We start from the raw sequence: 25974 nt of genomic DNA, 5'->3' as shown, positions 1-25974 counted from the left end.
TTGGCATTTTTGTCCGCACTTTCGGGTTGAAGTCGTTTATCTTTAAGGATTACAGCAATGCCGAAGCCTTTTAAATTTAAGCTTGAGAAAATACTGGATTTCAGAAAGCAGGCTGAAGAGCAGGCCAGACAGGCTCTTGCAGAGGCGCAGAAGCTGCATAGTGAGCAGGAGAAAGTTGTTGAAGCTTTAAAAAGTAAGATTGTCGCGCATCAATCCAAAGAGTATGATAATTTATCTGCTGCGGATTTCTGGCTCTGGCGGCAGTATGACGATGCTCTGAAACAGGACCTGCATTCAGCCGAAAACAGGCTTAAACAATTGGCCCTTAATTTGCAAAAAGCACGCATGATTGCAGTTGAAAAGTCAAAAGACCGTAAGCTGCTGGAGAAACTCAAAGAAAATCAATCCGGGAAATACTATGAAGAAGAAAATCTCAAAGAGCAGAAAGAGTACGACGAGATGGCAACAATTAGGTTCAAACCTAAAGATATCTAGGGTCCTTATCTGTCTTATTTTTCTGGCTCTTTTTAAGCTGTCTCTCATAGGCTATCTCGGCGTTGATCTTGAAACGTCTGAAACTCCGGTTGTAAAAAAAATGGCCGTAGATACTAATATTGTGCGTGAAGTTGTCACTCCCAAGGCTGCTCTGGCAGCGGCCAATGATCAGCAGAAACCGGCTGAAAAAGCTGATAAGCCGCCCGAAGGTATGAATGCCAACGACTGGAAGGCTCTTAAAGCCAAGGAAGATGAGCTTGCGCGCAAAGAGAGATCATTAAAGACTCTTGAGCAGAGCCTTGATAAAAAACTTGCCAAACTTGCTGATCTTGAAAAGCGTCTCAAGAAAATGATTGAAGATGCAAATGTTCTTAAAGATCAGAAAATCAAGCATCTGGTTGGAGTTTATTCCAGCATGAAAGCTAAAAGTGCCGCCGCGGTAATTGAAACTCTGGATATGAAACTGGCTGTCAAAATACTGGCAGGCATGAGGGGCAAAACCGCAGGAAATATTTTAAATTCAGTTGACCCTAAAAAAGCTGCGATTCTTTCAGAGGCCCTTACAAGGCTCCAGATACCTCTTGAGAGTAATTAGGCTTTGCTCCGGTTATGAAATAAAGGCGGTACAGGTTGGTTAAAAGGTTGAAATTGAAGCTTGCCTATGATGGCACGGACTTCTGCGGATGGCAGTTGCAGCCTGACCTCCGCACTGTTCAGGGTGAGCTGGAAAAGGCTGTCTCCCGTATTACAGGAACTCCTGTACGCGCGCATGGTTCAGGAAGAACAGACAGTGGAGTTCATGCTCTGGCGCAGACTGTTCATCTTGATATACCTGAGAGCAGAATCTCTATTCCATGGCAGAGGGCTTTGAATTCAATTCTCCCGGATGATATTTCAGTGCTTGAAGCGGACTATGTTTCGAGTGAATTTCATTCCAGATTCGATGCTCTGGAAAAAGTATACACTTACACTCTCTGGACCAATAGAAAATATCTTATCCCTCAGCGTAGAAAATATGTCTGGGACTGTGGATTTCTGGATTTTGAAAAAGTTGATCAGGCTGCTGCTTTTTTTCTGGGCGAGCACGATTTTGCGGCTTTTCAGAATGTGGGAACTCCTGTCAAAGACACAGTGCGGACACTCCTTGAAATAAAAAGAACTCAGGGAGAGTCTTCTTCCGAATATATCCTTGAATTTCGTGGAACAGGTTTTTTAAAACAGATGGTTCGAAATATGGTCGGATGTCTTGTTGAAATCGGCAGGGGTAAAGCCGAGCCTGATTTTGTCCGATATTTAATAGAGGGGAAGGATAGAACCAAAGCACCGGCCACGGCCCCGCCACAAGGGTTGTGTCTTTATGATGTTGTCTACAGAGAGGAGAGCTGTGGATCGGATAACTCTGGACGGAACAAAGCTCGTAAAGACGGGTCAAAGCACCGGCTCTGATACCAAAAAGAAAGCTTTCACCGATGATTATGGTGAAAGTCGCTTCAAGCAGCCCTTACTTAGAAATTTTTATAACAGAGCCGCCAGTCCTGCCACAGTTGAAATCAGCCGTCAGTTGAATAAACTGAAAAATTCAATTGCATCTTTTAAATGGCCTGATACCGGATTCAGTTTAAATCAGGAACGTCTTATAGCTCAGGATTCCGGCCTTGACGGCCATATCAATGCGAGTCTTTCACCAAATGGCAAAATTCTTGAGTATAACCGGATGTATTCCAGAGGGTTTACTTCCGGCATAACCTCGGTTCTGGATGACAGAGCATATAAATTTCAGATGACTCTGGGGGATGAGTCTGAAACTTTCACCCTTGATGTGACCGATGGTATGAAAAACGGTGAAGTGCTGGAGATGGTGGCGGACGCTATTAATAGCAGCCGTCTGCACGTTCAGGCTTCAGTCGTTAATAAAGATTATCCCGGTATAAATCAGGATGATCTGCTTGGTTCAGGTGATGCTCTGGTTTTTTCCGTAAACTCTGCATACGGCGACCGTCAGCTTGGATTTCGTGATCTCTCCGGTGGGCTTATTTCTTCGCTTGAGCTTAAAAGCACTGAACCGGCAATAGGTCCGGCCGAAAAAAAATTATACAGTATAGAAGGAATTTCCTCCGGTTCTGTTTCAACTTTTCTGAGCGGGAGTTTTGAATCGGAAGCCACTTCAACACTGGAAGCCGGGGAGCACAGCATTGGTTATACTGCCGGGAGTGAAAGCGGCACAGTAAATTTTACAGTTGAAGACGGGGATAAGTGGTCTGATGTTTTAGGGAGCATTGTTAATGCCGTTGAGACTGCTTCCGAAAGGTTGGACGCCGAAGTGGTTGATACCCGCATGCCTTCACAGGTTTACAGTGGTGATGATTTTTTCATGACCGATGGCCTTGCGGTTAAAATTTCAATGGTCGATCCTAAAATAGGTGAGCGGCTTGAGCTTTCACCTGATACTTCACTGGATCAGCTAAAGCTCGGCATCACCTCCCAGCCCGGATCTGACTCCAGAATGATTATAAACGGCAGCGAAGAGGTCCGGTCTCCGGGATTATTTTCACTTGATAAAGGACGGGTGCAGATTGAGCTTGAAGATTCTTTCAGCGAGACCCTGCCCTTAAAAGTTGTTGATGCTATCGAAAAAATGGAATCTGCTGTTTCTTCCATAGCTGAATCGTACAACAGTTTCAGAAAAAATTATCTTCCGGTCAAAGATCTTTTCCAGGAAGGTTTCGGCGATATCTGGCGTACTCCGCTGGAAGAACGCAGTACGGATCTGGAATGGATGGGGCTGCGTGAAGCTGGAAAAGACAAAATGCTCTGGTTTGATTCTGATGCCTTTTATAAGGCTCTTGGCTCTGAACCTGACCGGGTTAATTCAATTATTGAAAATGGGGACCAGGGGCTATTTCCTGAATGGGATGAGAATACCGGAAAAGTTCTCAAAAACGGGGTGGAAAGTTATCTTATTAATGAAAGTTCACTGCCTGACAGACTCCTGCCCGAACCTTCGCCCCGTACTGAAATTGAGCTGGAAAAATCTTCTGAGTTGCTGGACTTATACGAGAACAAAAGTTTTGATTTCTATTTTCCGGCATCCGGGCCGTTAGTGAACTTGAAGGGCTGATTTAAAGGTCGCCCGCAACTATTTCTTTTTTGGTGGCATCAAAGTAAAAGCGGACACGGTTAAGGGGCTTTTCCAGTTGCAGTGATTTGCCTCCTATGCGGATAACCAGTCCGGGATAGGCCACACGCCTGACTTTTATGGATCGCTTTTCAAGAGCATTATAGTAGGCGTTGAGTTCTGCAGATAAGCTGCGGCGTATATTTTTGAGCTTCATTTTAGTCTGGGCGCGTACCAGCAGTACCTGCTGCATCATTTCCTTTTTATCTTCGGCGGTCGCTGCCAGAATAATATCATCCGGCTCTTCTCCTATGGATTTATTTATTTTAAGAAGACTTCCACGCAGTGCTTCACGCTTTTCAACCAGATGCTTAGTGTCCGGAGGTTCGCTGATAATGGAGACAACCGTCTTTACTCCGATGTCAGACCCTATTTCATTCGCTTCCACACCTGTATATGAGGCGATTGAACCTCCCTGTATAACACCTTTTCCGGATATGGCGAAAACCATGCCTTTGGCTCTGACCTTTGAATTGCTGAGCTCGCTTTTTATACTCAAATCTCCGGCACATTCTATGTGGGCATTGGCGGCAAAATGAGCTGTGATACAGCCTTTGCATTTTACCTGTCCCCGGCCACCCATGACAATGCCTCCGTTCACTTCTATGTCCCTGCCGGCAAGAACCAGTGCATCTTCAATGGTCTGCCTGACCAATATGTGATCAGGAACTTCTACGGTGAATCCCTCACGGATATTCCCGTTTACATGTACGGATCCGGTTTCTAGTCTGATATTTCCTGTGGAGTAATCCACATCTCCTTTTGTCACCAGAATATCACAGACCGAAAGAACTCCGTCCTTTAAATCAACAACTCCAGTCGCCTTAGCTTTGTAGGAAATACCGTCTTCAAGCATTTCCACCGATTCATCAGGAATAATTTTCAACTGACTTCCGTCAGGCGGCGGTGTCAGTCTGCCATAGACATCTTCACCGGCAACACCTTCCACCGGAGGATGTATTTTACCTATTATCTGACCGGGCTTAACCATGGGATGCATGCCGCGTTCACGATAATCAACCCGGTCTCCTTTAAGGACAGTTCCAACTTTGTTGACGTCTTCACCGGCGTATTCAAACCAGCCATCCTTTCCGGGGATTGGTTCCGTGCCTTTTACGATGACAGCTTCCTGCGGCTTTTTGGTCTCACGGGCTTTTTTTAAAGCTGTTTCACCTGCTACATGCTGGACCGGACGTGCAATGTTAAGCTCTTTTAGACTGTGCTCAATATGGCGCAGGGCAATGTGGGAGCCAAAGCAGTCGAAGCCGTAAAATTTTGCTGTAATGCTCATATAGTCCGGGGCAACTTCTATGAGCGGTTCAACTACTATTGTGTTGTCTTTAATTTTTACCAGCCCGTATCTTCTGGAGCTTAATTCTCCTGTCTCTTTCTCCAGCGTGCATCCTGATGCTTCAGTAATTGTCAGCGGGGTAGGCTTGAGATCGCTTTTTGGAGTGATTACTTCACCATCTATCGTCTTTCCGGGTCTGCCTTTTGTTGCGGGAATAAGTTTGCCGAAAACCAGTCCCGGCACTACGGGATATTTTAAATTGCCCTGTGAAAAGATTCTGCCGTTTTCAGGTTCCTGAGGATATTCACCTCTAACCAGAGCAACATTTAATATGCTTTTTCCTTCTTTAAGTCTTTTTATGGCGAAGTTTGCTGCATCAAGATCAAGTTCTCCATCATATCCGGCTTTCTTAAGCTCCCTTTTCATGATTTCGACAGAAAGAAGTTCTTCTTCACCCGGCTTAATTTCATAGGCCGATATGTAAGCAGCCATGCGGTCGTCAGTGAGCGCAAATTCAATACTGACGCTTTCACCACTGCGTCGTTTAGCCATTTCCGCTCTTTTTTTAGATAAATCAATCATATTGACCGCTGTTGTCTATCTTAACCGTTAAAGATTAATTCATAGCCGCCATTGTTTTAAACCGATGTGGTTTTTAATTATATTGATAGCTTATAAATTTAATATGTTCAATGACGTTTAACTTTTGAAAATGTTGCTTGATACAATTATCTTTTGGAGGAAAAACACAAATTATTTATATGAAATTTAATTTAATTATTTAAAATAACGCTGCATTTTCGTGTCCATCTTGTTACGGCGCTGGAATGGCGGCTGACGTTACTTTGATGAATAAAAAAATATTGTTTATATTATTACCTTGAACTGGATGCGATTTTAAAAAAAGAGCAGGATCTGTAAGTTACAGATCCTGCATATATGGGGGGAGCTATCGGGAAAGTTATTTAGCCTTTTTGAGCTGCAACGATAAGCCGGGTCCGGCCTATACCAACTTCGCGGCTTTTTGTGGTTTTAAAACCAGCTTCTTTCATTGCCGCTGCCAGTCTGTCAGCATTAAGGGTGTGGGTTTTATAGCCGGAGAGGTTGGTCACAAATTGAACTCCGGTAATGTAGCGGGGATCAAAATTCCCGGATTCGTTTAAATGGTGGGTTACAAACCAACCCCCGGGCTTTAGGGAATCATAAACTGATTTTAAAATCTGCTCCATATTGTCAGTGAAAGCGTAAAGGATATGGGAGGCAATGCTGAGATCATATTTTTCATGACCGAGTGAGTCTTTTCTGAGATCGCAGCCGAATGCTTTGAGCCGCTCTGAAAAACCCCGCTGGGCTATGCGCTGATTTGAGGTCTCGGCAACATGTGGAAAATCGGCAATTTCACCGGACAGTCCGGGATTTGCGTTCAGAAGTGCCATGGAGAATTCTCCGTGGTTGCCGCCAATATCGCACATTTGTTTCATAGAACTGAACTCCGGCAGCTCTGTTATAAATGCAACGGTATCCTGAACAGCACCCAGTATTGCATGCTCTGCTGTTCCATCCATGGAGTCCTGCTGTCCCCAGCTTTTATCAATGATGCTTCTGGTTTCGATTTCACCCTTTAAGAGGCCGATAATATCTTCAGATATAGCTTCGTGAAATCTTTTAAAAAGCTCAAGTGACTTGAGCTGATTCAGCTTTGAGCTTGAGACCAGAAATTCTGATGCGATCCGGCTGTTCCTGAATTTATCATCCGATTTTTCCACTATGCCGTTAGCGGCAAGAAGATTCAGCATTGATTTTGCCGGAGATTCTTTGAAGCCCATATCTTCGGCCAGTTCCGCAGCTGTCTTCGGCTGTTCCAGGGTATCAAAAATTTTAGCATGCGCAGCTGCAATTATTGTTTTGAAAGCCAGACCATTAATCAACATGGTTTCAATTGCGTTAATATCCTGAGTCGGAGTCTGCATGTTCTATGCTCCTGTTAAAATATTTATTCCAGATATGAATCCATCCATAGATTCAACTGTCTACAGAAGTCTTTGAAAGTCTGAAATTGTTCTTCATTAAGCCCGGAGAGGTATTCAAAAAAATCTTTGTCTTTATTCATGTGAAATTCCATATGTATCCTGTGCGCCTCTAAACCTTTTTCCGTTGGAGTCAGCAGGAGCCGTGATTTTTTTTGCGGGTCCTTTTCTTTTAAAAGGTAACCTTTCGCCACAAGTTTTGCCGTTATCTGTGATGCAGCTCCCTTGGTTGTTCCAAATAGTTTCGCTATTTGAGTAACGCTGCTTCCATTGTTTTCAGAAATGGCACTCAGAACATGTATTTCCGTCGGGTAAAGCGGCTCGCCTATCCCGAAATCTTTCTGGCTTTTACTGACTGAAATGTATTTTTCAAATGCACTGCCGAGACTGCTCATTAAGGGCTGTAGATCTTCAAGTGTTCTCATGCTCAAAAAGGTATAGCTGCTAAACAAAATAGTCAAGCAGCTATACCTTTTTTTTGAAAAAATAAAAAATGTTTATTATTAATTATTTTAGATAATTATATAATTAAAACTTATCGATATATTCCCGATAAGTTTATGATTTGATCTTAAATTAGAGGCGAAAATGGTTATTGCTCAGCAGAAAAGGTGATGTAAGCCAGCTCTTCCAGAATATGCTGAAGCCGGGCATGAATTCCGCCTGCTCCGGGAGGAGGACCGAAAAGGGCGTTGCGTTGTTCTTTTATGCCTCGTGGAAATACTGATTCAGGAGCGAGATTCTGCATGGTCATGGCAAATCTTTCACTCAAAAGATAACCCGTAACTCCCTCATCGAAAAGTTTAAGAACGGAGCAAAATTCATCCTGCTTCCTGTTCCAGTACATTATAGCTTCGGGATGAGGCTCACAGGACATTATTTCACAGATTAAGGCATAAAGGCTGTTCAGTGCCGCTCCGGGAATGCCTCTGCGCCAGCCCAGAAGCCATGGATTGCGCCAGAAAAGTAGAAAATTATTTTCCCCGGTTGCGATAATTTTTTCAATTGTGCGTTTGGCCTTGTAGAGATTTTCATCCGGCCAGTTTACAGGGGTGGTTGATAGTTCCCATGCCGGGACGTTTTTTCTCTTAACGGGTGAAATATTTCTTAAGCGGTCTAGAAGATGTGATAACCAGCGGTTGGCCTGATGTGAAGCCGGGGTTTCCAGATGCAGATAGCTTAAGACATAAGACCCTTTTCCATAATTGCCGTGAACAATTGCGGGGCGGCTTTCCAGAAAATCAGGCAGGAGTTTTATACCATACAGATTTTCCCAGTCGGAAAGAGTTCCTTCCGGCAGAGCTGACAGGCATAGATCAGCTACCCAGAAATCCGGTCCGGGGGTATGGTATCTTCCCAGTGCTTCTGTTTTATCATCGGCAGGAGCAAACTGTCCGGGCCACCATACCGGAAGAAGGGCTGATTCCCCCAGTGATTCCGGGACCAGCGGGTGTTCTATTTTAAGGCTGACGTTGATATGACCGCTTAGAAAGTGGTGCAGACGATTGTCGAAACCTTTTCTTTTCCATGAAGTAAGTGATAATCCTTCTTTTGATGAAAGGCCGAGACCTGCCCCGCCGCAAAAGCCAAGATAGCTGCCGCCTTGGGCCACAAATCTTTTTATTGCGGAAATTCCGGATTCTCCCAGACTGCGGGCTTTACCACGAGCCCATCCTCCGGGTACAATAAGGAGCTTCGGGGGGTTGCTTGCCAGCAGTCCCTGCGCTATCTCATGTCCACGGACAAGGCGATGGTCTATCTGCCACGAACTGAGTGCGCGGCGGATCAACAGTCCCCAGAAGTGGGATTCATCCCATAATATATAGATACTTGACATGGTTCGGTCTCTCTATAGGCTGGGCTCAAGCTATCAGGGGCTTGGGCCGGAGGCAAGTCCGGGATTTAGTGTCACCCGTTTCTTCAGCCTTCTTTTTTCGTTTGGTGGATTTAACGTTTTTGTTGTAAGACTTCGCCTTCACGATAAAGTGTGAAAGTATTTTTGGTTTTTTAAATCCAGCGATGTTCGTTGCAACAGGTTTCCTCCTTATTGCGAAACCGGTCTGGCGATACTTAAAATTGTCTTACAGATATAAGTAAATTTAGCAAGTTATATTAAATAGTAGGAGATATTTCATGGCGGAATCAAATCTGCCCAAAGGTTATGAACCTTGGGATGTTGAAAAAAAGTGGCTTTCCATGTGGGAGGAAAACGGTACCTTCACCGCTGATCCCTCTGCTCCCGGCGAACCTTATTCTATTGTCATCCCGCCGCCGAACGTCACCGGAGTTCTGCACATGGGACATGCCCTGAACATTACTGTTCAGGATATTCTCTGCCGTTACATGCGCCAGCAGGGCAAAAACGTATTGTGGGTTCCCGGAACCGACCATGCCGGTATTGCCACCCAGAATGTTGTTGAACGTCAGCTTAAGACGGAAGGTCTTACCCGTGACGACCTCGGACGTGAAAAATTTGTGGAAAGAGTCTGGGAATGGAAAAAAGAGAAAGGCGATTTTATCCTTAATCAGATTCGCAGGCTCGGAGCTTCTGTAGACTGGACCAGAGAATGTTTTACTTTTGACGAACAGCGGGCCAAAGCCGTGCGCGAAGTTTTTGTAAAACTTTATGAAGAAGGTCTTATCTATAAAGGCAACTACATCATAAACTGGTGTAACCGCTGCCATACCGCTCTTGCTGATGATGAGGTTGAACATTCTCCGAAACCCGGACATCTTTATCATCTCAGATATAAACTTGCAGACGGAAGCGACGAGCTTATCATTGCCACCACCCGTCCCGAAACAATGCTTGGTGATACCGCCATCGCTGTTAACCCCGAGGACGACCGCTTCAAACATCTGATAGGCAAAAAAGCGATCCTTCCCCTTATCGGTCGCGAACTGCCCATTCTTGGTGACAGTTACGTTGATATGGAGTTCGGAACAGGAGCTCTTAAGATAACTCCCGCCCATGATATGAATGACTGGGAAATAGGCCGCAAGCACAACCTTGAGGTTATTTCAATCCTTGATGAAGACGGTAATGTAAATGAAAATGCACCGGAAAAATATCAGGGACTTCATAAGGACGAAGCCAGAAAAGTAATTGTTGCGGACCTTGAAGCTGCAGGCGCTCTGGTAAAAATTGAAGACCATGCCCATTCCGTAGGTGAATGCTACCGCTGTAAGTCGGTGATTGAGCCGCATGTTTCAACTCAGTGGTTTGTTTCCATGAAGCCTCTGGCAAAGGAAGCCCGCGCAGCTGTTCCTTCAAAAACTCAGATTTTCCCGGAAAACTGGACTAAAACTTATTATGAGTGGCTTGATAACATCAGAGACTGGTGTATTTCCCGTCAGATCTGGTGGGGGCATCGTATTCCCGCGTGGACTTGTGAAGATTGCGGTGAACTGATTGTTGCCACTGAAGATCCGGATAAATGTACCAAGTGCGGAAGTTCCAGACTCACTCAGGAAGAAGATGTCCTCGATACCTGGTTTTCTTCAGCCCTCTGGCCTTTCTCAACTATGGGCTGGCCTGATGAAACCCCTGAACTGGATAAATATTATCCTACAGCCATGCTCGTTACCGGATTTGATATTCTTTTCTTCTGGGTTGCCAGAATGATGATGATGGGACTTCATTTCAAGAATGAAATTCCTTTCCACCATGTCTACATTCATGCACTGGTGCGTGATGAACATGGTAAAAAAATGAGTAAATCCACCGGTAATGTTATTGATCCTCTTGAAATGATCGAGAAGTACGGAACGGACGCTCTGCGCTTCACCCTGACAGCTTTTGCTGCCATGGGAAGGGATATCAAGCTCTCGGAAGCCCGTATTGAAGGTTACCGCCACTTTGTTAATAAAATATGGAACGCAGCCCGTTTCGCGCTCATGAATCTGGATGGCAAAAAGCCTGAAGCTGATGTCAGTGAAGCTCAGGGACTGGCCAACAAGTGGATTCTGCATCGCCTTGAAGAAGTTAAAGCAAATATGAGCGAAGTTATAACCGGATACCGTTTTAATGAAGCCGCACAGACCATGTATGGATTTATCTGGCATGAGTTCTGCGACTGGTATCTGGAGATGATCAAGCCTGATCTTTACAGCGATGATGAAAAACGCAAGGAAGCAACCCTTGCTGTTCTGTGGACCGTGCTTTCGGAAACAATGGTTCTGCTGCATCCCATCATGCCCTTCGTGACTCAGGAAATCTGGTCCGTTCTGCCGGGCGTGGATGCTGAAGACATTTCCACTGTTGCTTATCCTGAAAAGCGTGAAGCATGTCTTGATGCAGCCACAGTTGAAAAGATGGAACTCTTTCAGGGTATTGTTGCCAGCGTGCGTAATATCCGCACCGAGCTTCAGGTTGCACCTTCTAAGAAACTTGACCTTCTGGTGCGCACAGCAGATGAGCACAGCCTTGATATTCTCAATGAAAATATGGAGCTTATCAAATTCCTTGCCCGTCTTGAAAACGTTGAATGCGGCCCGGATGTCAAAGGTCCTAAAGCTTCAGGTACTGCTGTTGTGCAGGGTAATGAAGTGTATGTTCCGCTGGCCGGAGTTGTCGATTTCGAGGCTGAAATAGCCCGTCTTGACAAGGAATTCGCCAAACTGGAAAAAGATCTTAATGTTATCGGCAAAAAACTTGCCAATGAAGGCTTTGTTAAAAATGCCCCGGAAGCCGTGGTCCTTAAAGAAAAGGCCAAGCTGGAAGAAATAAAAGACAAGGAAGCAAAACTTACCGAGCTTAGAGACAGGCTCGTAAGTGTTATGGAATAAACTGATTCCCGCGCGCCGTTTTGTTTTTGGCAGGACGGCGCGATTTCATATAATTAATATTTCCACATAAAGAGGTTAAATGGATATGAGCACTGTATATCTGATCGGAGCCGGTCCCGGTGATCCCGGCCTGCTGACTGTAAAGGCCAAAGAAATTCTCGAGACTGCCGATGTTCTGATTTACGACTATCTGGCTAACAGTGAATTCCTTTCGTACGCCAAGGAAGGAGTTGAGATTCTTTATGTAGGTAAAAAAGGCGGAGATCATACTTTACCGCAGGATAAAATAAACGAGCTTATTATTGAAAAAGCTCGTGAAGGTAAAACCGTGGCCCGGCTGAAGGGCGGAGATCCTTACGTTTTCGGACGCGGCGGAGAAGAGGCCGAAGAACTGGTTGAAGCCGGAATAGATTTTGAAGTCATCCCCGGTATTACCGCTGGAGTAGCTGCCCCGGCCTATGCCGGAATCCCGGTGACTCATCGCGATTTTACTACATCGGTCTGCTTTATCACCGGTCATGAAGACCCGACCAAAGAGAAAACCGGGCATAACTGGGAAGTTTACGCCAAGTCCACCAGCACGCTGGTTTTCTATATGGGCGTTAAGAATCTGCCGATGATAGCTGAAAACCTTATCAAAAACGGACGTGATCCTGAAACTCCGGTATCTCTGGTGCGCTGGGGTACAAGATGCAACCAGCAGAGTTTTGTTTCCACTCTTGATAAAGTTGCCGCAGAAGCTGAAAAGCTTGGTTTCAAGGCTCCTTCCATCATCATTGTCGGCGGGGTCTGTTCACTTCACGATAAGCTGGGCTGGTTTGAGAAAAAACCGCTGCTTGGTAAAGGTGTAATTGTCACCCGCGCCCGCGAGCAGGCCAGCGGTCTGGTTTCCACCCTTGGCAAGCTTGGTGCCTGTGTTTATGAATTTCCTACAATCTCAATTGAGCCTCTTGATGATTACGAAGCTGTGGAAAAGGCTGTCCTTTCCCTTGTCTCTTATGACTGGCTTATTTTTACATCGGTCAACGGGGTTAAATATTTCTGGAAGCAACTTGACGAAATAGGCCTGGATGCCCGTATCTTAGGTGGTATAGAGGTCGCCGCAATAGGACCCGCTACAGCGGATGCACTCAGAGACAAAGGTATTAAACCTGACTTTGTCCCTGAGAAATATGTTGCTGAAAGTGTTGTGGAAGGGCTCCTTGAAAAGGGCATAGCCGGTAAAAAGGTTCTTATCCCCAGAGCAAAGGTTGCCCGTGAGGTTCTGCCGCAGGAACTGGAAAAAGCCGGAGCCGAAGTAGAAATACTTCCTGTTTACGAAACAAGGCTTTCCAATAATGATCCTGAGCCGATCAGAGCCGCTTTCAAGGAAACAAAGATTCATTATCTTACCTTCACAAGCTCAAGCACAGTACATAACTTTTTTGAGCTGATCAGCCCTAAAGAGTTTGAGCTGCATAAAGATAACGTGAAGATTGCCTGCATAGGCCCGGTAACAGCTAAAACTCTGAGCGAATACGGCTTCAGCCCGGATGTTCAGCCCGAAGAATATACAATCCCGGCCCTTGTTGACGAACTTGTGGCTGATAATAAATAGTTATTTAAGATCAAGTGAAATTGCGGGGGGATTATTTCCTCCCGCTTTCCCTGTCTCAAATATAATTTTATAAGTTTTGAGGCTGATATTTAAATCTGCTTTGAACATTGTTTTCAAATTCCGGTTTTGAATTTTCAACCATTCTTAAACTGGCTTTAGTCGCCCAAGCATTACTTCCCCCCAATGGAGATTTAAATGGCATTACCCATAGGTGTGTTGATTTCAGGCAGCGGCTCAAATCTTCAGTCACTTATCGATAAGATTGCAGAAGGCTCCCTTGATGCCAGTATCAAGCTGGTTGTCTCTAATAAAGCCGATGCTTACGGTCTTGAAAGGGCAGCTAAAGCCGGCATAGCTACCAGAGTTTTAAAGCATGGTGATTATTCCCGGCGTGAAGAATTTGATGCGGAAATGGTTGACGCATTAAAGGCCGCAGGAGTGAAGGTGGTTGTTATGGCCGGATTCATGAGGATAATTACTTCCGTTCTGCTTAAAGCCTTTCCTGAAAGGGTGATTAATATCCATCCTGCATTGCTGCCAAGTTTTCCGGGAGTGGACGCTCAGGGACAGGCCTGCACTCATGGAGTTAAAATCGCCGGATGTTCAGTTCATTTTGTAGATGAAGGAATGGACAGCGGTGCTGTTATCCAGCAGGCGGCAGTTCCTGTTTTTTCAGGAGAAGATCGGGATGCCCTGCAAAAAAGAATTTTGAAGATGGAACATCGCATTCTCCCGCAGGTTGTTCAATGGTTGTCTCAGGACCGCTTGAGTATAAGCGGCAGACAGGTCATTCTTAAAAAAGCAACTGTAGATCAGATTCATCCGGATAATTGTCTCATAAATCCCCCTCTTGAAGCTGGATTCTAGCCAGAGCTGTTTTTGTTGCAATTAAATTTGTATATCCTGCTTACTTTTCAGTTCATATTTCCGGTGTTGTGTATTGCAAAAATCTTCGGGATAAGTCATTTCATATAAAATAATTTTGATAATTACTCTCATTTTTAATGACTCTGGGGAGTCCGGGAGAAAACATGCTTGATCCTCTTGAGCCATGGGGGCTTGATCTTAAGGACTATCATACTGAATTAAAAATACCCGGAAGCCCTGAAAGATGTGTTTCACGCTCAGTTGTTGAAGATACTAAAGGCCGGCTATGGCTGCTTGAGAGAATTGCATCCGGGCAGACTTCACACCGTAGAAATATTGCGCAAAGTCTTAATCTTCTCGGCAAAGCAGGCCTGACGAGACTGCTTGAATACCGGCAGGACGTTCACGGTGAATTTATAAGCGAAATTATGGGTTTTTACTGGCAGCTTTCCCCCTTTTTCAAATCAGATATCCTGCCCAGACCTGATTATATCAGCGAAGGGCAGAGGGGGACGGAACTGGCGGCTTTTTTGGGTGAGCTGTATTCACTTTCGGAAGTGGCCGGACTTTCCGACAGAGCGCCAATGGATGACCTGAATGGTTTTATTTCAAATTTTCTGGATAAGGTGGCAGATTTTCAACCGGGAATTTTAGCTACTATAAAAAGTTATGCTGAAAGTATTCTGCCTGTAATTTCAGCTTGTAATCAGCTGCCGCAAAAGTTCTGCCACGGAGATTTCCACCCTCTCAATGTGCTGTGGAGGGGGCAGTGTGCCGGAGCGGTTATTGACTGGGAATTCTGCGGGGTCAGGACTGAATTATATGATATGGCCAATTTGATTGGGTGTGCCGGTTTTGAACATCCTGACGCGCTGGAAAATAAGTTTGTGCTGAGCTTTATTTCCGGTATGAAAGCTTCAGGAATTCAGAGCTCCAGCATTGAATTGCTTCCGGTTTTTACCGCAGCACTGCGTTTTGCATGGCTTTCAGAATGGTTGAGGAAAAAAGACCGTGAAATGTTGGCAATGGAACTTGATTACATTGCCCTGCTGTTGGACAATAGGGAAAAATATAAAAAAATCTGGATGAACGCTTTTAATTAGATAAATTTTAGAAAACAGATGCTGCCTGCCTGAATAACCAAGCAGGAGGAGACGATATGAGTGATAATTTTAAATTCGAACTTACGGATGAAGAGAAAAACTATCTCAAAGACCTTGTTCGGCTGAGCATTGCCTCGGGCCTTAAAGGTGAAAGGGCGGAAACAGAAATACCTGAGCCTCCGACAGCACATCTTAGGGAGACTCTGGGAGCTTTTGTAACTCTCACCAAGAGCCGGGAGCTGAGAGGGTGCATTGGTAATGTTCAGGGGCGCGGGCAGCTTTATAAGACGGTCTGGGAAATGGCCCGGGCTGCTGCTTTCGAGGATCCCAGATTTCCACCGCTTTCTGTTGAAGAGTTCGAAGGAATTAAATTTGAGATATCCATACTCAGTGCCATAGAGGTATGCCCTGATCCGAAACTGATAGAGGTCGGCAGGCATGGGCTGATTATTCGCAAAGGGATGTACAGCGGTCTGCTTCTGCCTCAGGTTGCTGTTGAATGGGGCTGGAACAGGGAACAGTTCCTTGAACATACCTGCAACAAAGCCGGGCTCCATCCTGACGCATGGAAAGAAACGGATACCCTGATTTTCTGGTTTGAAGCCGTTGTTTTTTAAGGCTTAACTTCTTTCAGACGTTTTATGATGTAATCGTATGCTTTTGGTTTGTGGGGAAGTTTACAATCGGTGCAGATTTTAATCTTCCCCCTCATACTGTAATTCCCGCCGCAATCCTCAAGGTGATATAGAGGACAGAAACAGAAAAGACAGTTGAAATCACTATCATCACTTATTTTATGGCATGGAAAATATTCACATTCGCTGTTTCTGAAAAAACGGCAGCTGTTTTCAGGTTTCATTCTTAAGCCCTGCTTTCTGTATGTTCTATTTTGATGACGACAAGAGTGATATCATCTTCCTGCGGCACATCTTTTTTAAATCTGGTAACAGCGCTGATTATGGCTTCCTGAATTTCCTGCGCACTCAGCTGGGCGTTTTCCCTTATTGTTTCCAGAAATCTGTCTGTTCCAAATAATTCGTTACTGCTGTTTCGGGCTTCCCAGATGCCGTCAGTGCCGATAACTATAATTCCGCCTTCACAGATATCTATGCTGCATTCGGAATAATCTCCGTCCTCAAAAATACCGAGTGCCAGAGCTGATTCGCCTTTCAGTTCATGGAAACTGTCTGTAGCCGGGCAGTAGAGCGTTGCCGGATCATGACCAGCCCGTACAAAGGTCGCAGACTTGTTACCCTCAGCTATTTCAAGACAGAAAAGAGTCATAAAGCGTCCGGTATCACCTATATCATGGCAAAGAAGTCTGTTGACCTCGGCAATGCGCTCGGCAAGGGGACTGTGATGTCTTCCTGCGTGGATCAGGTGGGCTCTTCCGGTTGCCATCAGCAGAGCGGCTGAAGCCCCGTGTCCGGTAACATCTCCCAGAACTATGCCGACGCTGTTTTCAGGAGCTGGAGGCTGATAGTAGTCAAAATAGTCTCCGCCTGTTTCATCACATGAAATACTTATACCAGCAATATCCAGTCCCTCTATTGTGGGGGCTTTTACAGGAAGAAGGCTTTCATGGACTTCCTGTGCCAGTTCCAGCGATCGGCTGAGTCTTAACTGGTCCTGTAGCTTGGGGACCATAGAATTGAAAGCCTCGGCCAGTTCTTCACGCTCGTCACCTGTTTTTACATCCGCTCTGACGGAGAAATCACCTCCGGCAACTTTTCTGGCGCATTCAGTCAAGGCAATAATATGACTGGTCAATCTTCTGCTTCCGAGAAGCACAAAGGTCATTACGATTATTATGATTGAAAATGCAATGACTCCAACAGTAAGATAAAGATTGTGGCTGAGGTCCAGAATGCGGTTGGTGGCGTTGTCCACAACTACAGTCATCACTTTTTCCGGTAAAATAAGCACAAAGCTGCCGTTGGAACGGAACGGGGCGAAGGCCCACAGACAGTCCACTCCCTTATAGGGCATCCTGATCACACCTGATTTGCCGGAGCGTATATTTTCAGTCAGTCTGGACAGGGCTTCAGAATTACTTGAGGTAAGGTATCTTCTGGTTGAAGAGAGTTGTTCACGCCATGATTTCAGTTTGTCTCCTGAACTCATTTCGGCCCAGATTCTTAATAATCCTTCTGATTTTTTTGCGCTTTCGCCAACGACAAAAGCTTTCATCCTTGATGACCACTGTGAAGAAAGTTCGTTGTGGCGCAAAAGCTGAACAAGCTGAATTTCTACTGCTGCAACCCCCAGGACCTTATCATTACGGCCGATCACGGGCATTGAGATCGTGAAAACGACCTGTCCTGTACCTGCGTCAATATACTGGCCCCATTGTATGCTTTTTTTGCTTACGGCATCAGTAAACCATTTGCGCTTTGTCGGATCAAAGTTTTCAGGGTAATCGCCATGACCGGGATAAGCCATATGCAGACCGTTTTTAGTGGTAATGAAAATACGGAACAGGGTTGTGCCGGCCTCATTGAAAAAGTTTTTAAAATCAGGGGTCAGCTTGCTGAGTCTGGCAATATCCTGATCAGACCTTAAAAACCTCTTCCCCGGTGCGTGATAGAAGACTGAATTTTCGAGACTGACAGGTGCGGGAGAAGTTGTTCCGTCACTGTTTATTTTAAAATATTCTTGAATATTGCGGTAATCTTTCGGAGCTTTATCCGCGGAGTCGTAGTCTTCGGCCCAGTAGACTTCCGGCAGCCCGTTCACAGGATCATTTAAAACATCTCGGGCTTCAGCGGAGATGGCGCGCAGGGCGAACTCCAGTGAAATGGCCTGTTGCTGAACCAGTTTTGCCGAGTCTCCGGCAGACTGGCGCAGCTCTCCGGTTAAAATGGAGATCATGTTGTTATGCAGGCTTGCTGATTGCGATTCTCCAAGCTCCAGAATGCCCTGCCTGCTTATGATGGAAACCAGCAGCATCGGGATAAGACTGAAACCGAGTAACAGCAGAAATATTTTTTTTCTGATGCTCATATTTTATCCTTAAGGAAAATGTATAGTATCCGCGCTTTTTTCACATTCTTTATCTGTAGGCAGGCTTCCGAAAGGGAAGGGACGTCTGTTTTCGTTCAAGGTGGCATAGCGCAGGATTCTGTATATATACATGGACAGCTTGTTGCAGAAAAGTTTCAGGGGTTCACTGTTTTTACCGGCTATAAGCAGGTAGGCATACTGAAATATTACACACGCATAGATCACTATTTTAAGCATTTCATAAGCGATGAGGCATACCAGAGTTACCAGAAATCTGGTGAAAACAGCAATGCGGTCCTGATTGTTATGAAAGTTGTGCGGCATTTTTCTGCTCCTGCTTTTGGGGACGTTATATTTGAAACTGCGCTTTTTACCGTTTTTATGATAAAAAAGATTAGCCATAATTTTTAAAAGGTTTTATAGTAAATATAAATAGGTTCAATGGTTATGGGTTGCCAGCGTATCCGGTTTACGATTGAACGGCAATAACGGATTATTTTTTGCATTACTATTCCCTGTGAACGAAATTTTGTCTCAAGCCGGGAGGAATGCCATGAATGTTATCCTTTTTGAAGAACTGGTGAGAAGAAAGACCAAAGATCTGCAAAGTAGTGGTCTTACACGGACAGAGGCAGCAACTGCCGCCGGAAGAGAAATTATGAAGTTTATTGAACCGGGACTGGGCTGTGCCTCAAAATTCTGTATGCGCATGGTGCTTGAAGGGGCCAAGAAAAGGATTCTCGGTGAGGCTTCACGCTCTGAAAACATGGAGGGTGAGAAAGCAGCAAAGCTTGAAATTCCACAATTCTTTGAAAGAATAATGTGTTACTGTTGATATTAAAAAAATTGTAGCTCCAATAATATGTTCTGTATTTCGTACTTAAAAAAGAGATCATAAAAAAAGTCCCGGAACCTGAGTTCCGGGACTTTCAATTTATCAGCCTAAAAACTTGATTGTTGCTTTTGTTGCTCCGCTGCCGGTCTTTTCTGATTTTATTTTAACTTTTTCCTTCATGTAATCGGCAGCCGCCTGAATAATGCCAACAAAATAATCACCATAACCGCGATCAGAAATATAGGTCATTATGAGGGTGTCCCCAAGGTCTTCATACTCGAACCGCGGTGGTTTAAGTCCCGGATTATCTTTGGTCAGGTTTTTATGAATTTCATTCATTGAAAGCAACAGTTCCTTTAAGTTGTCACCCTTGAAATATCTGCGGTACATCCGTTTGAAACTGTCAAGACTGGCCTTACCCACCTTGCTGAAAAACTCTTTCTGGGATTCACCGGTCTTTTGATGAATCAGATCAGCCATCTGGTGCAGAATCTGATCCGGGTATCCTCCACCGGGCAGGAAGGAAGGATGTCCCATTTCTTTGGAAATATAATCCATAACATCGTTTCCATATTTGCTCTCAATGTAACCCATGTAGATTTTGGGAAGAATACCTCTGATTTCTCCTTTGGATTTCCTGAGTTTTGAAACATCCATTTTTTCAGTCTTGAACTGCATGGAGAGGTTCAGGAGTTCCTGAGAGAGTTTTGCCAGTGAACTGGATTCGCGGTTGGCTTCTGTGGCACTGTCCGCAGTATCTCCGGCAATTTCGTTGATCTGCTCTATGCGGGCATTGATTTCTTCGGCAGCTGCGGATTGTTCTTCAGCCGCGGTGGCTATTTGGGAAATACGTATATTCATATCGTCTATGCTGCGCATGATATCTTCAAGGGCTTCTCCGGCCTGTTCCGAAGATTGTGAAGATTTTTCAACATGCTGCTTGGTTGTGTCCATTGACTGAACAGCTTCCAGCGAGCCTTCCTGAATATGGCTTATAGCGGCCTCAACTTCTTTAGTGGCTTCCATTGTTTTTTCAGCAAGTTTGCGGACTTCGTCAGCAACAACGGCAAATCCTCTACCTGCTTCTCCGGCTCTTGCCGCTTCAATTGCAGCATTAAGAGCGAGAAGGTTGGTCTGGTCTGCTATATCGTTGATAACTGAGATTATGCGTCCAATTTCCTCTGCCCGGCCTTCAAGGGTGTTGAGCACTGCTTCCAGTTCTCCGGCAGAGCTTGAAACGCTCCGCACTGACTGAATAGCTACTTGAACCAGTTCAGAACCCTTACGGGCTGAGACCGATCCTTCATTGGCAGCCTGAGCGGTTGATGAAGCATTGTGAGCAACTTCCATTACTGTTGCGGTCATTTCTTCCATAGCTGTTGCTACGGCTTCTGATTCTTCTCTCTGCGAATCCGCGCCGCGGGCCTGCTCATCAGCAGAACTTGAAAGTATTTCTGAAGAAGCTGCAACCTGTTCGGCAAGCTTGTTTACCTTAACACCGACTTTGGAAAGTTCTTCTTTCTGCTGCTGGATAAAAGTATGCTGTTCTTCAGCTTTTTTAAGCGTATCCTGTACTTCCTGTCTCGCCAGATCTGCTTTCTGGACATTTTCATCGGCGATTTTATTTTCTTCTATAAGCTTAACAACCATAGAATTGATGGCATTTTTAAGAGACAGTATATTGGGTGGCAGATTATCTGTTATTTCAGCATCCAGTTCTCCGTTATCTATCTTTTCAGCATATTCACGGATTGTCCGTAAGGATTTTAAAATGGATCTGCCGCTGAACCATACCGTGATCAGCGCAATAAACAATACTACAAGAGTGTTGACCAGTGATTTGATCATATCACCTCTGTAGCTGCTGATGCGTGTTGACAGAAGTGTATTCATTTCACTGTCTGCGGTATCCCATAGAGCTCCGAGCGCATGTGCTGTTTGACTGATAGCTCTTTTCAACCCGGCAGGATGCTCCTGATTGGACATTTCCTGCAGCATTCTTATCAAGGCATCATTTGCAGTTGCATACTCATGATATTTAGGGAGTAAGCTTTTATGCATGGATGGATTTTTACCATAAAAATTAGGGTCTTCATTGAGGGCTGTATCAATTGAGCTTTTAATGCGGGCCTGATCATCATTAAGCTGGCTTACGAGAATGGAGAGTTCTGTTGATTCTTCCCTGTTCAAGTGTACTTTTTTAAGGTCCGGTAAAGCCAGAGCAGCTATTTTCGCCAGTCTTGAATGGGCCGCAGGGATACCCAGCAGAGTTACATCCATCAGGTAGTAACTATCCAGATCCGGGTCGAGAATAAGATTTGAAGTATCTCCCCCGTGAGAGATGAGACCTTCAATATCTTCTACGGTACGTTTTACCTTGGTAAGATCATTTTTATTGAGATTGGACTTTAAAGTATTCCAGCGCGACATGAAGTCTGGATAATAAAGATCACCTCTGTTGCGCATTTCCAGACCCTCAGGGGTAAACTGTAGCTCTTTGCCTATTTCGTCATGGATTTTGGCAAGTGATCTTAGGCTATCATCAATATTGGAGACTGCAGAGTTGACCTGAGCACTGTCATCCGAGAGGAGTCCGCCAACCAGATCCGGAAAGTTTTCCAAAGCGTGCTGAAGCGGTTTTTGATATTTGTTACCGTATATTTCCAGCTGAGAAAAATTAATATCGTGCTGAATACCGGCTTCCGAGAAATAGAGAAGCATAGCTATAGGAAGCGAAAAAATAATACTTGATATAAGCAGTTTGCTTCGGATGGACATTGAGTCAAAGAAACGCATTTGGTCTCCTTGTTTAACGGTTGTCTGGTTTTATCTATCGAACGGTTGACAATCCTGGTATAAAATAAGTCTCAACCGGAATTTTTGACACTGTTCAACTCTATACTAATAGTGGGAATAGATGCAATCATAATTGAAAATTGCTACAGTTGAAAGAATGTTTTTTTATTAAGTTGTTATTATTTGTGCTGTAGCTAACTCTAGATAATGATATCGGACAGTATTCCGATCAAATTATATCATTGCATAAAAAAGTATGGCCGTTAAATAAATTTAGCCCATATTTTTCTTGAGCGCGGCCCGTCGAATTCACAGAAATAGATTTTCTGCCATGTTCCAAGCTGGATGTCTCCTGCTTCAACTATAAGCATCTGCTCACATCCGAACATGGAGGATTTTATATGTGCATCAGAGTTACCTTCAGCATGAAGGTAGTCTCCATTTAGCGGTACAAGCTTGTTCATATTGATGGTAATGTCCCTGACAACGTCAGGATCAGCTCCTTCATTGACCGTTATTGCTCCGGTAGTGTGAGGACAGTAAAGCAGCAGAATCCCATCGGACCACCCGTTTTCTTTTATCAGGCGGCGCACAGCCGGAGTTATATCAGCCATTTCTTCTCTGCGGCCGGTTCTGATTTGTATTGTCTCCATTACATTACTCCTGCATCAGTTTTATTCTTTGTTTTCTGAAGCATCCCTGAACATGTGGGTAAATCCTGAATCGTAGAGCTTTGAAGCCGCAGCCACTTCCTTTGGAAGAATGAGGAATACTGTCTGGCGGTTAAAACCATGTTTTACCGTTTCTACAGCCATGTTTTCTATTGTAGTGACAACACTTTTTTCTTCCGGCCATCCTATGCGGTAGCCCAGCACAACCTTTGTTTCAGGATCAAGTCCTCCGGCAAGCAGTTCTGCACGCAGATCTTCAGGTCTGGACGCAGAAAGATAAACGGCCATAGCTGTTTTGTGTGCAGCAAGAACCTTTATGGATTCTTCTTCGGGAACCGGAGTTCGTCCCGCCATTCTGGTCAGAATGAGTGTCTGTGTGCCTCCGGGTACAGTGAATGAAGAGCCTGAAGCCGCAGCCGCTGCACATGCCGAAGTAACTCCGGGTATGATCTCATATTCTATCCCGGCCTGTGCCAGCAGTTCCGCCTGTTCCTGCACTGCTCCATACAGGGCGGGATCGCCGGTATGAACTCTGGCAACAGTATTTCCCGCCTGCGCATATTCTGTGAGCAGGGCATTGGTTTCGGCAAGCGACATGGAGGCTGAATTTTCGATCCGGGCATTTTCAGAGGCTTTTTCAAGCACTGCTTCCGGCACAAGTGAGCCTGCGTAAAGTATCAGCGCAGCCTCACTTATTATCCTTTGCCCTTTGACGGTGATAAGTTCCGGATCACCGGGTCCGGCACCTATAAAATAAACTTTTCCCATAAGCTTAAGACGGCTTCTTAGCCATGAAAATGGTTACCGGATTCTGGGCCTGAAATCGGTGATCCCCGGCAATTTCATCACTCACGCTGCATTGAATCTGCATAGCTTCCCAGCGCCAGTTCAGATTTTCAAATGTTTTTACGGTCCGTTCTATACTCCCCATTAAAATAGCATGGACAACCATTTTACCTCCGGGTTTAAGACATCCGGCAGCACGTTCAATTACAGAACTGTCCCTGCCTATACCGCCTCCGATAAAAATACGGTCCGGTGCAGGAAGATCGTCAAGGCAGTCAGGCATTTCGCCTTCAACCACTTTTATACTCCAGGCCCGGAACTGTTGTATGTTTTCACGGATCATTTTGAGACGGTCTTTATTTTTTTCAACGGCAACAACTCTGGCGCAGCGGGCCACAACAGAAGCTTCAATAGCTACCGAACCGCAACCTGCACCAAGGTCCCATATAGTCTGGCCGTCATGCAGATCCAGCATACCTATGCCGGTACAGCGCACGGCTTTTTTGGTGATAAGTCCCCGTTCCTTGATATATACCCTGTCATCGCAGCCCAGAGTCGCCTTGAGGTGATGTTCTTTTTCAGGGAGCAGAAATACTATATTCAGATCAGCCTGATCATGTTTGAGAAAATCTTCAGGAACTCCACTCTCGATTTTTTCTTCGCTGGTACCGAGCATGGAGAAAATCTTCATTTCAAGCCCGTTGACACCTCTTCTTACCAGTCTTTGGGCTATGCGGCTGGGAGTGTTTTCGCTGTCTGTGAAAATGGCAACATTGGTTCTGCGCTGTATCAATCCGAATAGGGGATAGTATTCATTGCGACCGTGAAGAGAAATAACCTGAATGTCATTCCAGGGAATGCCTGCTTTGGAAGCCGCCAGTGAAACAGTTGTGACGTTGGGATATACCGTAATCTGTTCTTCCGGGAATTTTTGGAAAAGTCTGGCTCCGACCCCGTAAAAAAGCGGGTCTCCATCAGCAAGCACGGCGACTTTTTTGTCGGCGGAGATAAATTTTTCTATTTCTGAAAAGGTCTTTTCAAGAGGAAGTTTAAGAAGCTGCTTTTCCCCTGCATAGTTCTGCAGGGAATCAAGAAGCCTTTGCGATCCGATAACAACATTTGTTTCATTAAGTGATTTATATCCCTGCGCTGTCAGTTCCAGTGAACCGGGATATGCTCCGATAAGATCAATTTTACTCATGTTGACCCCGTTTAAATCAGCTTTCAGATTTGTTTCAGTGGATAATATAATTATATCATTTTGTTTGATTCCAAGATGCGTTCAACCTTTGAAGAGGTTGGAATGGTTGCACCGGATTAACCAGAGGGCAAGAAGTATTTTATTTAATGATTAAAATAGCGTTTGATATTTAAAAACAGTGCCATGTGCCTGTCTGAAAGATTCAATCCCGCTCACTGAGAAGTGTACCGTCAAAGTCAAAGAGAGCATAGTCTATCTGAGGAGTTGTTTCTGATACCTCTGTGCAGAATTTTCGGGCCGAGGATTGCGCTTTGTTTATCAGAAAAGTGTATAGGGTTTCAGCCTGAGGAAAATCCTGAATCATTTGCAGAACCTGTCTGGCGGTATTTGCACCTTGTATTTCTATGTTGATTTTATCGGGGAAGCCGCAGCAGCCGGACCATTTAGCCAGTAGTTTAAAGTCAATTTTCCAATCTTTCGCATGGGTGTATGGAAAACCCTGAGCATGTTTTACCAGCTTTCCGAAAAAAAGTGACCAGCTTACTCGTGTGAATCCTTTCTGTGCTGCTTCAATCATGCTGTATTTAAAAAAATCGGCAGCCTGAATTATGCTCTGTTCAGGAATCTGAGGGTGTCTTTCGGAATACAGTCGCTGGCTTCTTCTGCCTGTAGTGAAAACCGCATGCCGATATCCGCAGGCATAGGCAACATCAAGCCCCATGGAGATTGATGCTTTGAATGATTCATGGCTGTAGGGTCTCACAATACCCTGAGTCCCGAGTATTGAAATTCCACCTATTATCCCCAGTTGAGGATTCATTGTTGAAGCTGCTATTTTTTCGCCGTCAGGAACCTCGACTGTAACCCGCAGTATCCCGGTCTCCGGGAAAGAAGGGCGCAGCTTTTTTATGAGCTGTAATTCTTCGCTTATGGAGCAGAGTATCTGAGCGCGCGGAGATGGATTTATGGCCGCCTGACCTACTTCAACCGGTAATCCCGGCAGCGTGACCCGGCCAACCCCTGTGCCGCCGTCGAGTTCAACCGAAAGTGGCTCCTCTCCTGCCAGAAGTTCAACCTCGGTCGCTATTTCAGCCCCGTGTGTCGCGTCAGGATCATCGCCTCCGTCTTTAATAACTGCCGATCTTACTTTCGCTCCGTTACGAGATGAGCTTTTAAGCGGAACCTCTATTCTGCCTTTGCTGTTCTTCGTGGCTCCGGGGGGGAATGGAACACTTATGATATCCGGGATATCAAGGCCTGCCAGCATCCGCAACGCAGCTTTGGCCGCCGCCGCAACACAGCTTCCGGTGGTATATCCCTCTCTAAGATCGCTCAAAAT

22 protein-coding genes are annotated in these 25974 nt (G+C 45.1%); 10 read left to right on the top strand and 12 right to left on the bottom strand.

All coding sequences use genetic code 11. The features are described 5' to 3' along the window. Positions 1–57 precede the first annotated feature (57 nt). The 4 genes from fliJ to G496_RS0106275 are packed head-to-tail and all read left to right on the top strand — an operon-like array spanning position 58 to position 3613. Positions 58–495, top strand: a complete 438-nt coding sequence (fliJ, locus tag G496_RS0106290) for a flagellar export protein FliJ (RefSeq protein ID WP_027178531.1) — start codon at positions 58–60, stop codon at positions 493–495. Continuing rightward, entirely contained in the window at positions 419–1090 is a 672-nt protein-coding gene (locus G496_RS0106285; RefSeq protein WP_245577873.1) for a MotE family protein, read from the top strand. Before fliJ ends, G496_RS0106285 begins: the two co-directional genes overlap by 77 nt. A gap of 35 nt (positions 1091–1125) precedes the next feature. Further along, positions 1126–1941, top strand: coding sequence for a tRNA pseudouridine(38-40) synthase TruA (truA, locus tag G496_RS0106280; protein WP_027178529.1), 816 nt, complete (start codon positions 1126–1128; stop codon positions 1939–1941). Continuing rightward, complete coding sequence (locus G496_RS0106275; protein WP_051294871.1) at positions 1880–3613, top strand: hypothetical protein; 1734 nt, start codon at positions 1880–1882, stop codon at positions 3611–3613. Before truA ends, G496_RS0106275 begins: the two co-directional genes overlap by 62 nt. A gap of 1 nt (position 3614) precedes the next feature. Here the strand turns inward: G496_RS0106275 and G496_RS19015 are convergent, their stop codons facing one another. The 4 genes from G496_RS19015 to G496_RS0106255 all read right to left on the bottom strand — a co-directional run bounded on the left by G496_RS19015 (position 3615) and on the right by G496_RS0106255 (position 8825). Further along, positions 3615–5513, bottom strand: a complete 1899-nt coding sequence (locus tag G496_RS19015; RefSeq protein WP_169725738.1) for a FapA family protein — start codon at positions 5511–5513, stop codon at positions 3615–3617. 413 nt (positions 5514–5926) lie between these two features. Beyond that, a complete protein-coding gene (locus G496_RS0106265; protein WP_027178527.1) occupies positions 5927–6931 on the bottom strand; it encodes a methyltransferase in 1005 nt (334 codons plus the stop codon). Positions 6932–6954: 23 nt separating this feature from the next. Continuing rightward, positions 6955–7413 carry a MarR family winged helix-turn-helix transcriptional regulator gene (locus G496_RS0106260; RefSeq protein WP_027178526.1) on the bottom strand — a complete coding sequence of 153 codons (459 nt, stop codon included), beginning with the start codon at positions 7411–7413 and terminating at the stop codon, positions 6955–6957. Between the two features lie 167 nt (positions 7414–7580). Then, positions 7581–8825 (bottom strand): BPL-N domain-containing protein, encoded by a 1245-nt coding sequence (locus G496_RS0106255; RefSeq protein WP_027178525.1) that lies wholly within the window; start codon positions 8823–8825, stop codon positions 7581–7583. A gap of 296 nt (positions 8826–9121) precedes the next feature. On the opposite strand from G496_RS0106255, the gene G496_RS0106250 reads away from it, so the two are divergent. From G496_RS0106250 to amrA, 5 genes are all read left to right on the top strand, one after another. Continuing rightward, on the top strand, positions 9122–11776 hold the full coding sequence (locus G496_RS0106250; RefSeq protein ID WP_027178524.1) for a valine--tRNA ligase: 2655 nt from the start codon (positions 9122–9124) through the stop codon (positions 11774–11776). Between the two features lie 85 nt (positions 11777–11861). Further along, positions 11862–13373, top strand: coding sequence for a uroporphyrinogen-III C-methyltransferase (cobA, locus tag G496_RS0106245; protein WP_027178523.1), 1512 nt, complete (start codon positions 11862–11864; stop codon positions 13371–13373). A 195-nt stretch (positions 13374–13568) separates the two neighbouring features. Beyond that, the gene (gene purN, locus G496_RS0106235; protein WP_027178522.1) at positions 13569–14240 is read left to right on the top strand and encodes a phosphoribosylglycinamide formyltransferase; all 672 of its coding nucleotides are present in this window, start codon (positions 13569–13571) and stop codon (positions 14238–14240) included. Between the two features lie 164 nt (positions 14241–14404). Further along, positions 14405–15343, top strand: a complete 939-nt coding sequence (locus G496_RS19010; RefSeq protein WP_051294869.1) for a phosphotransferase — start codon at positions 14405–14407, stop codon at positions 15341–15343. Positions 15344–15399: 56 nt separating this feature from the next. Continuing rightward, positions 15400–15960, top strand: a complete 561-nt coding sequence (amrA, locus tag G496_RS0106225) for an AmmeMemoRadiSam system protein A (RefSeq protein ID WP_027178521.1) — start codon at positions 15400–15402, stop codon at positions 15958–15960. Here amrA and G496_RS0106220 read toward each other — a convergent pair. Genes G496_RS0106220 through G496_RS0106210 form a run of 3 tightly spaced genes read right to left on the bottom strand, consistent with a single transcriptional unit; the run spans position 15957 to position 18670 of the window. Continuing rightward, positions 15957–16202 (bottom strand): cysteine-rich small domain-containing protein, encoded by a 246-nt coding sequence (locus G496_RS0106220; protein WP_027178520.1) that lies wholly within the window; start codon positions 16200–16202, stop codon positions 15957–15959. The genes amrA and G496_RS0106220 overlap by 4 nt on opposite strands. A 2-nt stretch (positions 16203–16204) precedes the next feature. Further along, positions 16205–18346, bottom strand: coding sequence for a SpoIIE family protein phosphatase (locus G496_RS0106215; protein WP_027178519.1), 2142 nt, complete (start codon positions 18344–18346; stop codon positions 16205–16207). Between the two features lie 9 nt (positions 18347–18355). Continuing rightward, the gene (locus tag G496_RS0106210; protein WP_027178518.1) at positions 18356–18670 is read right to left on the bottom strand and encodes a DUF4389 domain-containing protein; all 315 of its coding nucleotides are present in this window, start codon (positions 18668–18670) and stop codon (positions 18356–18358) included. A gap of 229 nt (positions 18671–18899) precedes the next feature. On the opposite strand from G496_RS0106210, the gene G496_RS0106205 reads away from it, so the two are divergent. Continuing rightward, positions 18900–19181: a hypothetical protein gene (locus tag G496_RS0106205; RefSeq protein WP_027178517.1), complete on the top strand. Its 282-nt coding sequence runs from the start codon at positions 18900–18902 to the stop codon at positions 19179–19181. A 102-nt stretch (positions 19182–19283) separates the two neighbouring features. Here G496_RS0106205 and G496_RS20480 read toward each other — a convergent pair whose 3' ends face one another. The 5 genes from G496_RS20480 to cbiD form a co-directional block, all read right to left on the bottom strand. Then, the gene (locus G496_RS20480; protein ID WP_051294868.1) at positions 19284–21977 is read right to left on the bottom strand and encodes a methyl-accepting chemotaxis protein; all 2694 of its coding nucleotides are present in this window, start codon (positions 21975–21977) and stop codon (positions 19284–19286) included. Positions 21978–22240: 263 nt separating this feature from the next. Next, positions 22241–22630, bottom strand: a complete 390-nt coding sequence (locus tag G496_RS0106195; protein ID WP_027178516.1) for a secondary thiamine-phosphate synthase enzyme YjbQ — start codon at positions 22628–22630, stop codon at positions 22241–22243. Positions 22631–22651: 21 nt separating this feature from the next. After that, positions 22652–23416: a precorrin-4 C(11)-methyltransferase gene (gene cobM, locus G496_RS0106190; RefSeq protein ID WP_027178515.1), complete on the bottom strand. Its 765-nt coding sequence runs from the start codon at positions 23414–23416 to the stop codon at positions 22652–22654. A 4-nt stretch (positions 23417–23420) separates the two neighbouring features. After that, complete coding sequence (gene cbiE / locus G496_RS0106185) at positions 23421–24635, bottom strand: precorrin-6y C5,15-methyltransferase (decarboxylating) subunit CbiE (protein ID WP_027178514.1); 1215 nt, start codon at positions 24633–24635, stop codon at positions 23421–23423. A 202-nt stretch (positions 24636–24837) separates the two neighbouring features. Further along, positions 24838–25971, bottom strand: a complete 1134-nt coding sequence (gene cbiD / locus G496_RS0106180; protein ID WP_156900605.1) for a cobalt-precorrin-5B (C(1))-methyltransferase CbiD — start codon at positions 25969–25971, stop codon at positions 24838–24840. Positions 25972–25974: the final 3 nt, after the last annotated feature.

The sequence above is a fragment of the Maridesulfovibrio bastinii DSM 16055 genome (assembly GCF_000429985.1).
GTDB classification, from domain to species: domain Bacteria; phylum Desulfobacterota; class Desulfovibrionia; order Desulfovibrionales; family Desulfovibrionaceae; genus Maridesulfovibrio; species Maridesulfovibrio bastinii.
This window is presented reverse-complemented; position numbering and strand designations above follow the sequence as displayed.

Bases quoted from the DNA above. Each gene is read 5' to 3' on its own strand.
- G496_RS20480 (WP_051294868.1), bottom strand. From the start codon at position 21,977: ATGCGTTTCTTTGACTCAATGTCCATCCGAAGCAAACTGCTTATATCA.
- cbiE (WP_027178514.1), bottom strand. From the start codon at position 24,635: ATGAGTAAAATTGATCTTATCGGAGCATATCCCGGTTCACTGGAACTG.
- G496_RS0106215 (WP_027178519.1), bottom strand. From the start codon at position 18,346: ATGAGCATCAGAAAAAAAATATTTCTGCTGTTACTCGGTTTCAGTCTT.
- G496_RS0106255 (WP_027178525.1), bottom strand. From the start codon at position 8,825: ATGTCAAGTATCTATATATTATGGGATGAATCCCACTTCTGGGGACTG.
- G496_RS19010 (WP_051294869.1), top strand. From the start codon at position 14,405: ATGCTTGATCCTCTTGAGCCATGGGGGCTTGATCTTAAGGACTATCAT.
- fliJ (WP_027178531.1), top strand. From the start codon at position 58: ATGCCGAAGCCTTTTAAATTTAAGCTTGAGAAAATACTGGATTTCAGA.
- G496_RS0106285 (WP_245577873.1), top strand. From the start codon at position 419: ATGAAGAAGAAAATCTCAAAGAGCAGAAAGAGTACGACGAGATGGCAA.
- G496_RS0106220 (WP_027178520.1), bottom strand. From the start codon at position 16,202: ATGAAACCTGAAAACAGCTGCCGTTTTTTCAGAAACAGCGAATGTGAA.
- G496_RS0106250 (WP_027178524.1), top strand. From the start codon at position 9,122: ATGGCGGAATCAAATCTGCCCAAAGGTTATGAACCTTGGGATGTTGAA.
- G496_RS0106195 (WP_027178516.1), bottom strand. From the start codon at position 22,630: ATGGAGACAATACAAATCAGAACCGGCCGCAGAGAAGAAATGGCTGAT.
- cobA (WP_027178523.1), top strand. From the start codon at position 11,862: ATGAGCACTGTATATCTGATCGGAGCCGGTCCCGGTGATCCCGGCCTG.
- G496_RS0106265 (WP_027178527.1), bottom strand. From the start codon at position 6,931: ATGCAGACTCCGACTCAGGATATTAACGCAATTGAAACCATGTTGATT.
- G496_RS0106210 (WP_027178518.1), bottom strand. From the start codon at position 18,670: ATGCCGCACAACTTTCATAACAATCAGGACCGCATTGCTGTTTTCACC.
- G496_RS0106260 (WP_027178526.1), bottom strand. From the start codon at position 7,413: ATGAGAACACTTGAAGATCTACAGCCCTTAATGAGCAGTCTCGGCAGT.
- G496_RS0106205 (WP_027178517.1), top strand. From the start codon at position 18,900: ATGAATGTTATCCTTTTTGAAGAACTGGTGAGAAGAAAGACCAAAGAT.
- purN (WP_027178522.1), top strand. From the start codon at position 13,569: ATGGCATTACCCATAGGTGTGTTGATTTCAGGCAGCGGCTCAAATCTT.
- G496_RS19015 (WP_169725738.1), bottom strand. From the start codon at position 5,513: ATGGCTAAACGACGCAGTGGTGAAAGCGTCAGTATTGAATTTGCGCTC.
- amrA (WP_027178521.1), top strand. From the start codon at position 15,400: ATGAGTGATAATTTTAAATTCGAACTTACGGATGAAGAGAAAAACTAT.
- cobM (WP_027178515.1), bottom strand. From the start codon at position 23,416: ATGGGAAAAGTTTATTTTATAGGTGCCGGACCCGGTGATCCGGAACTT.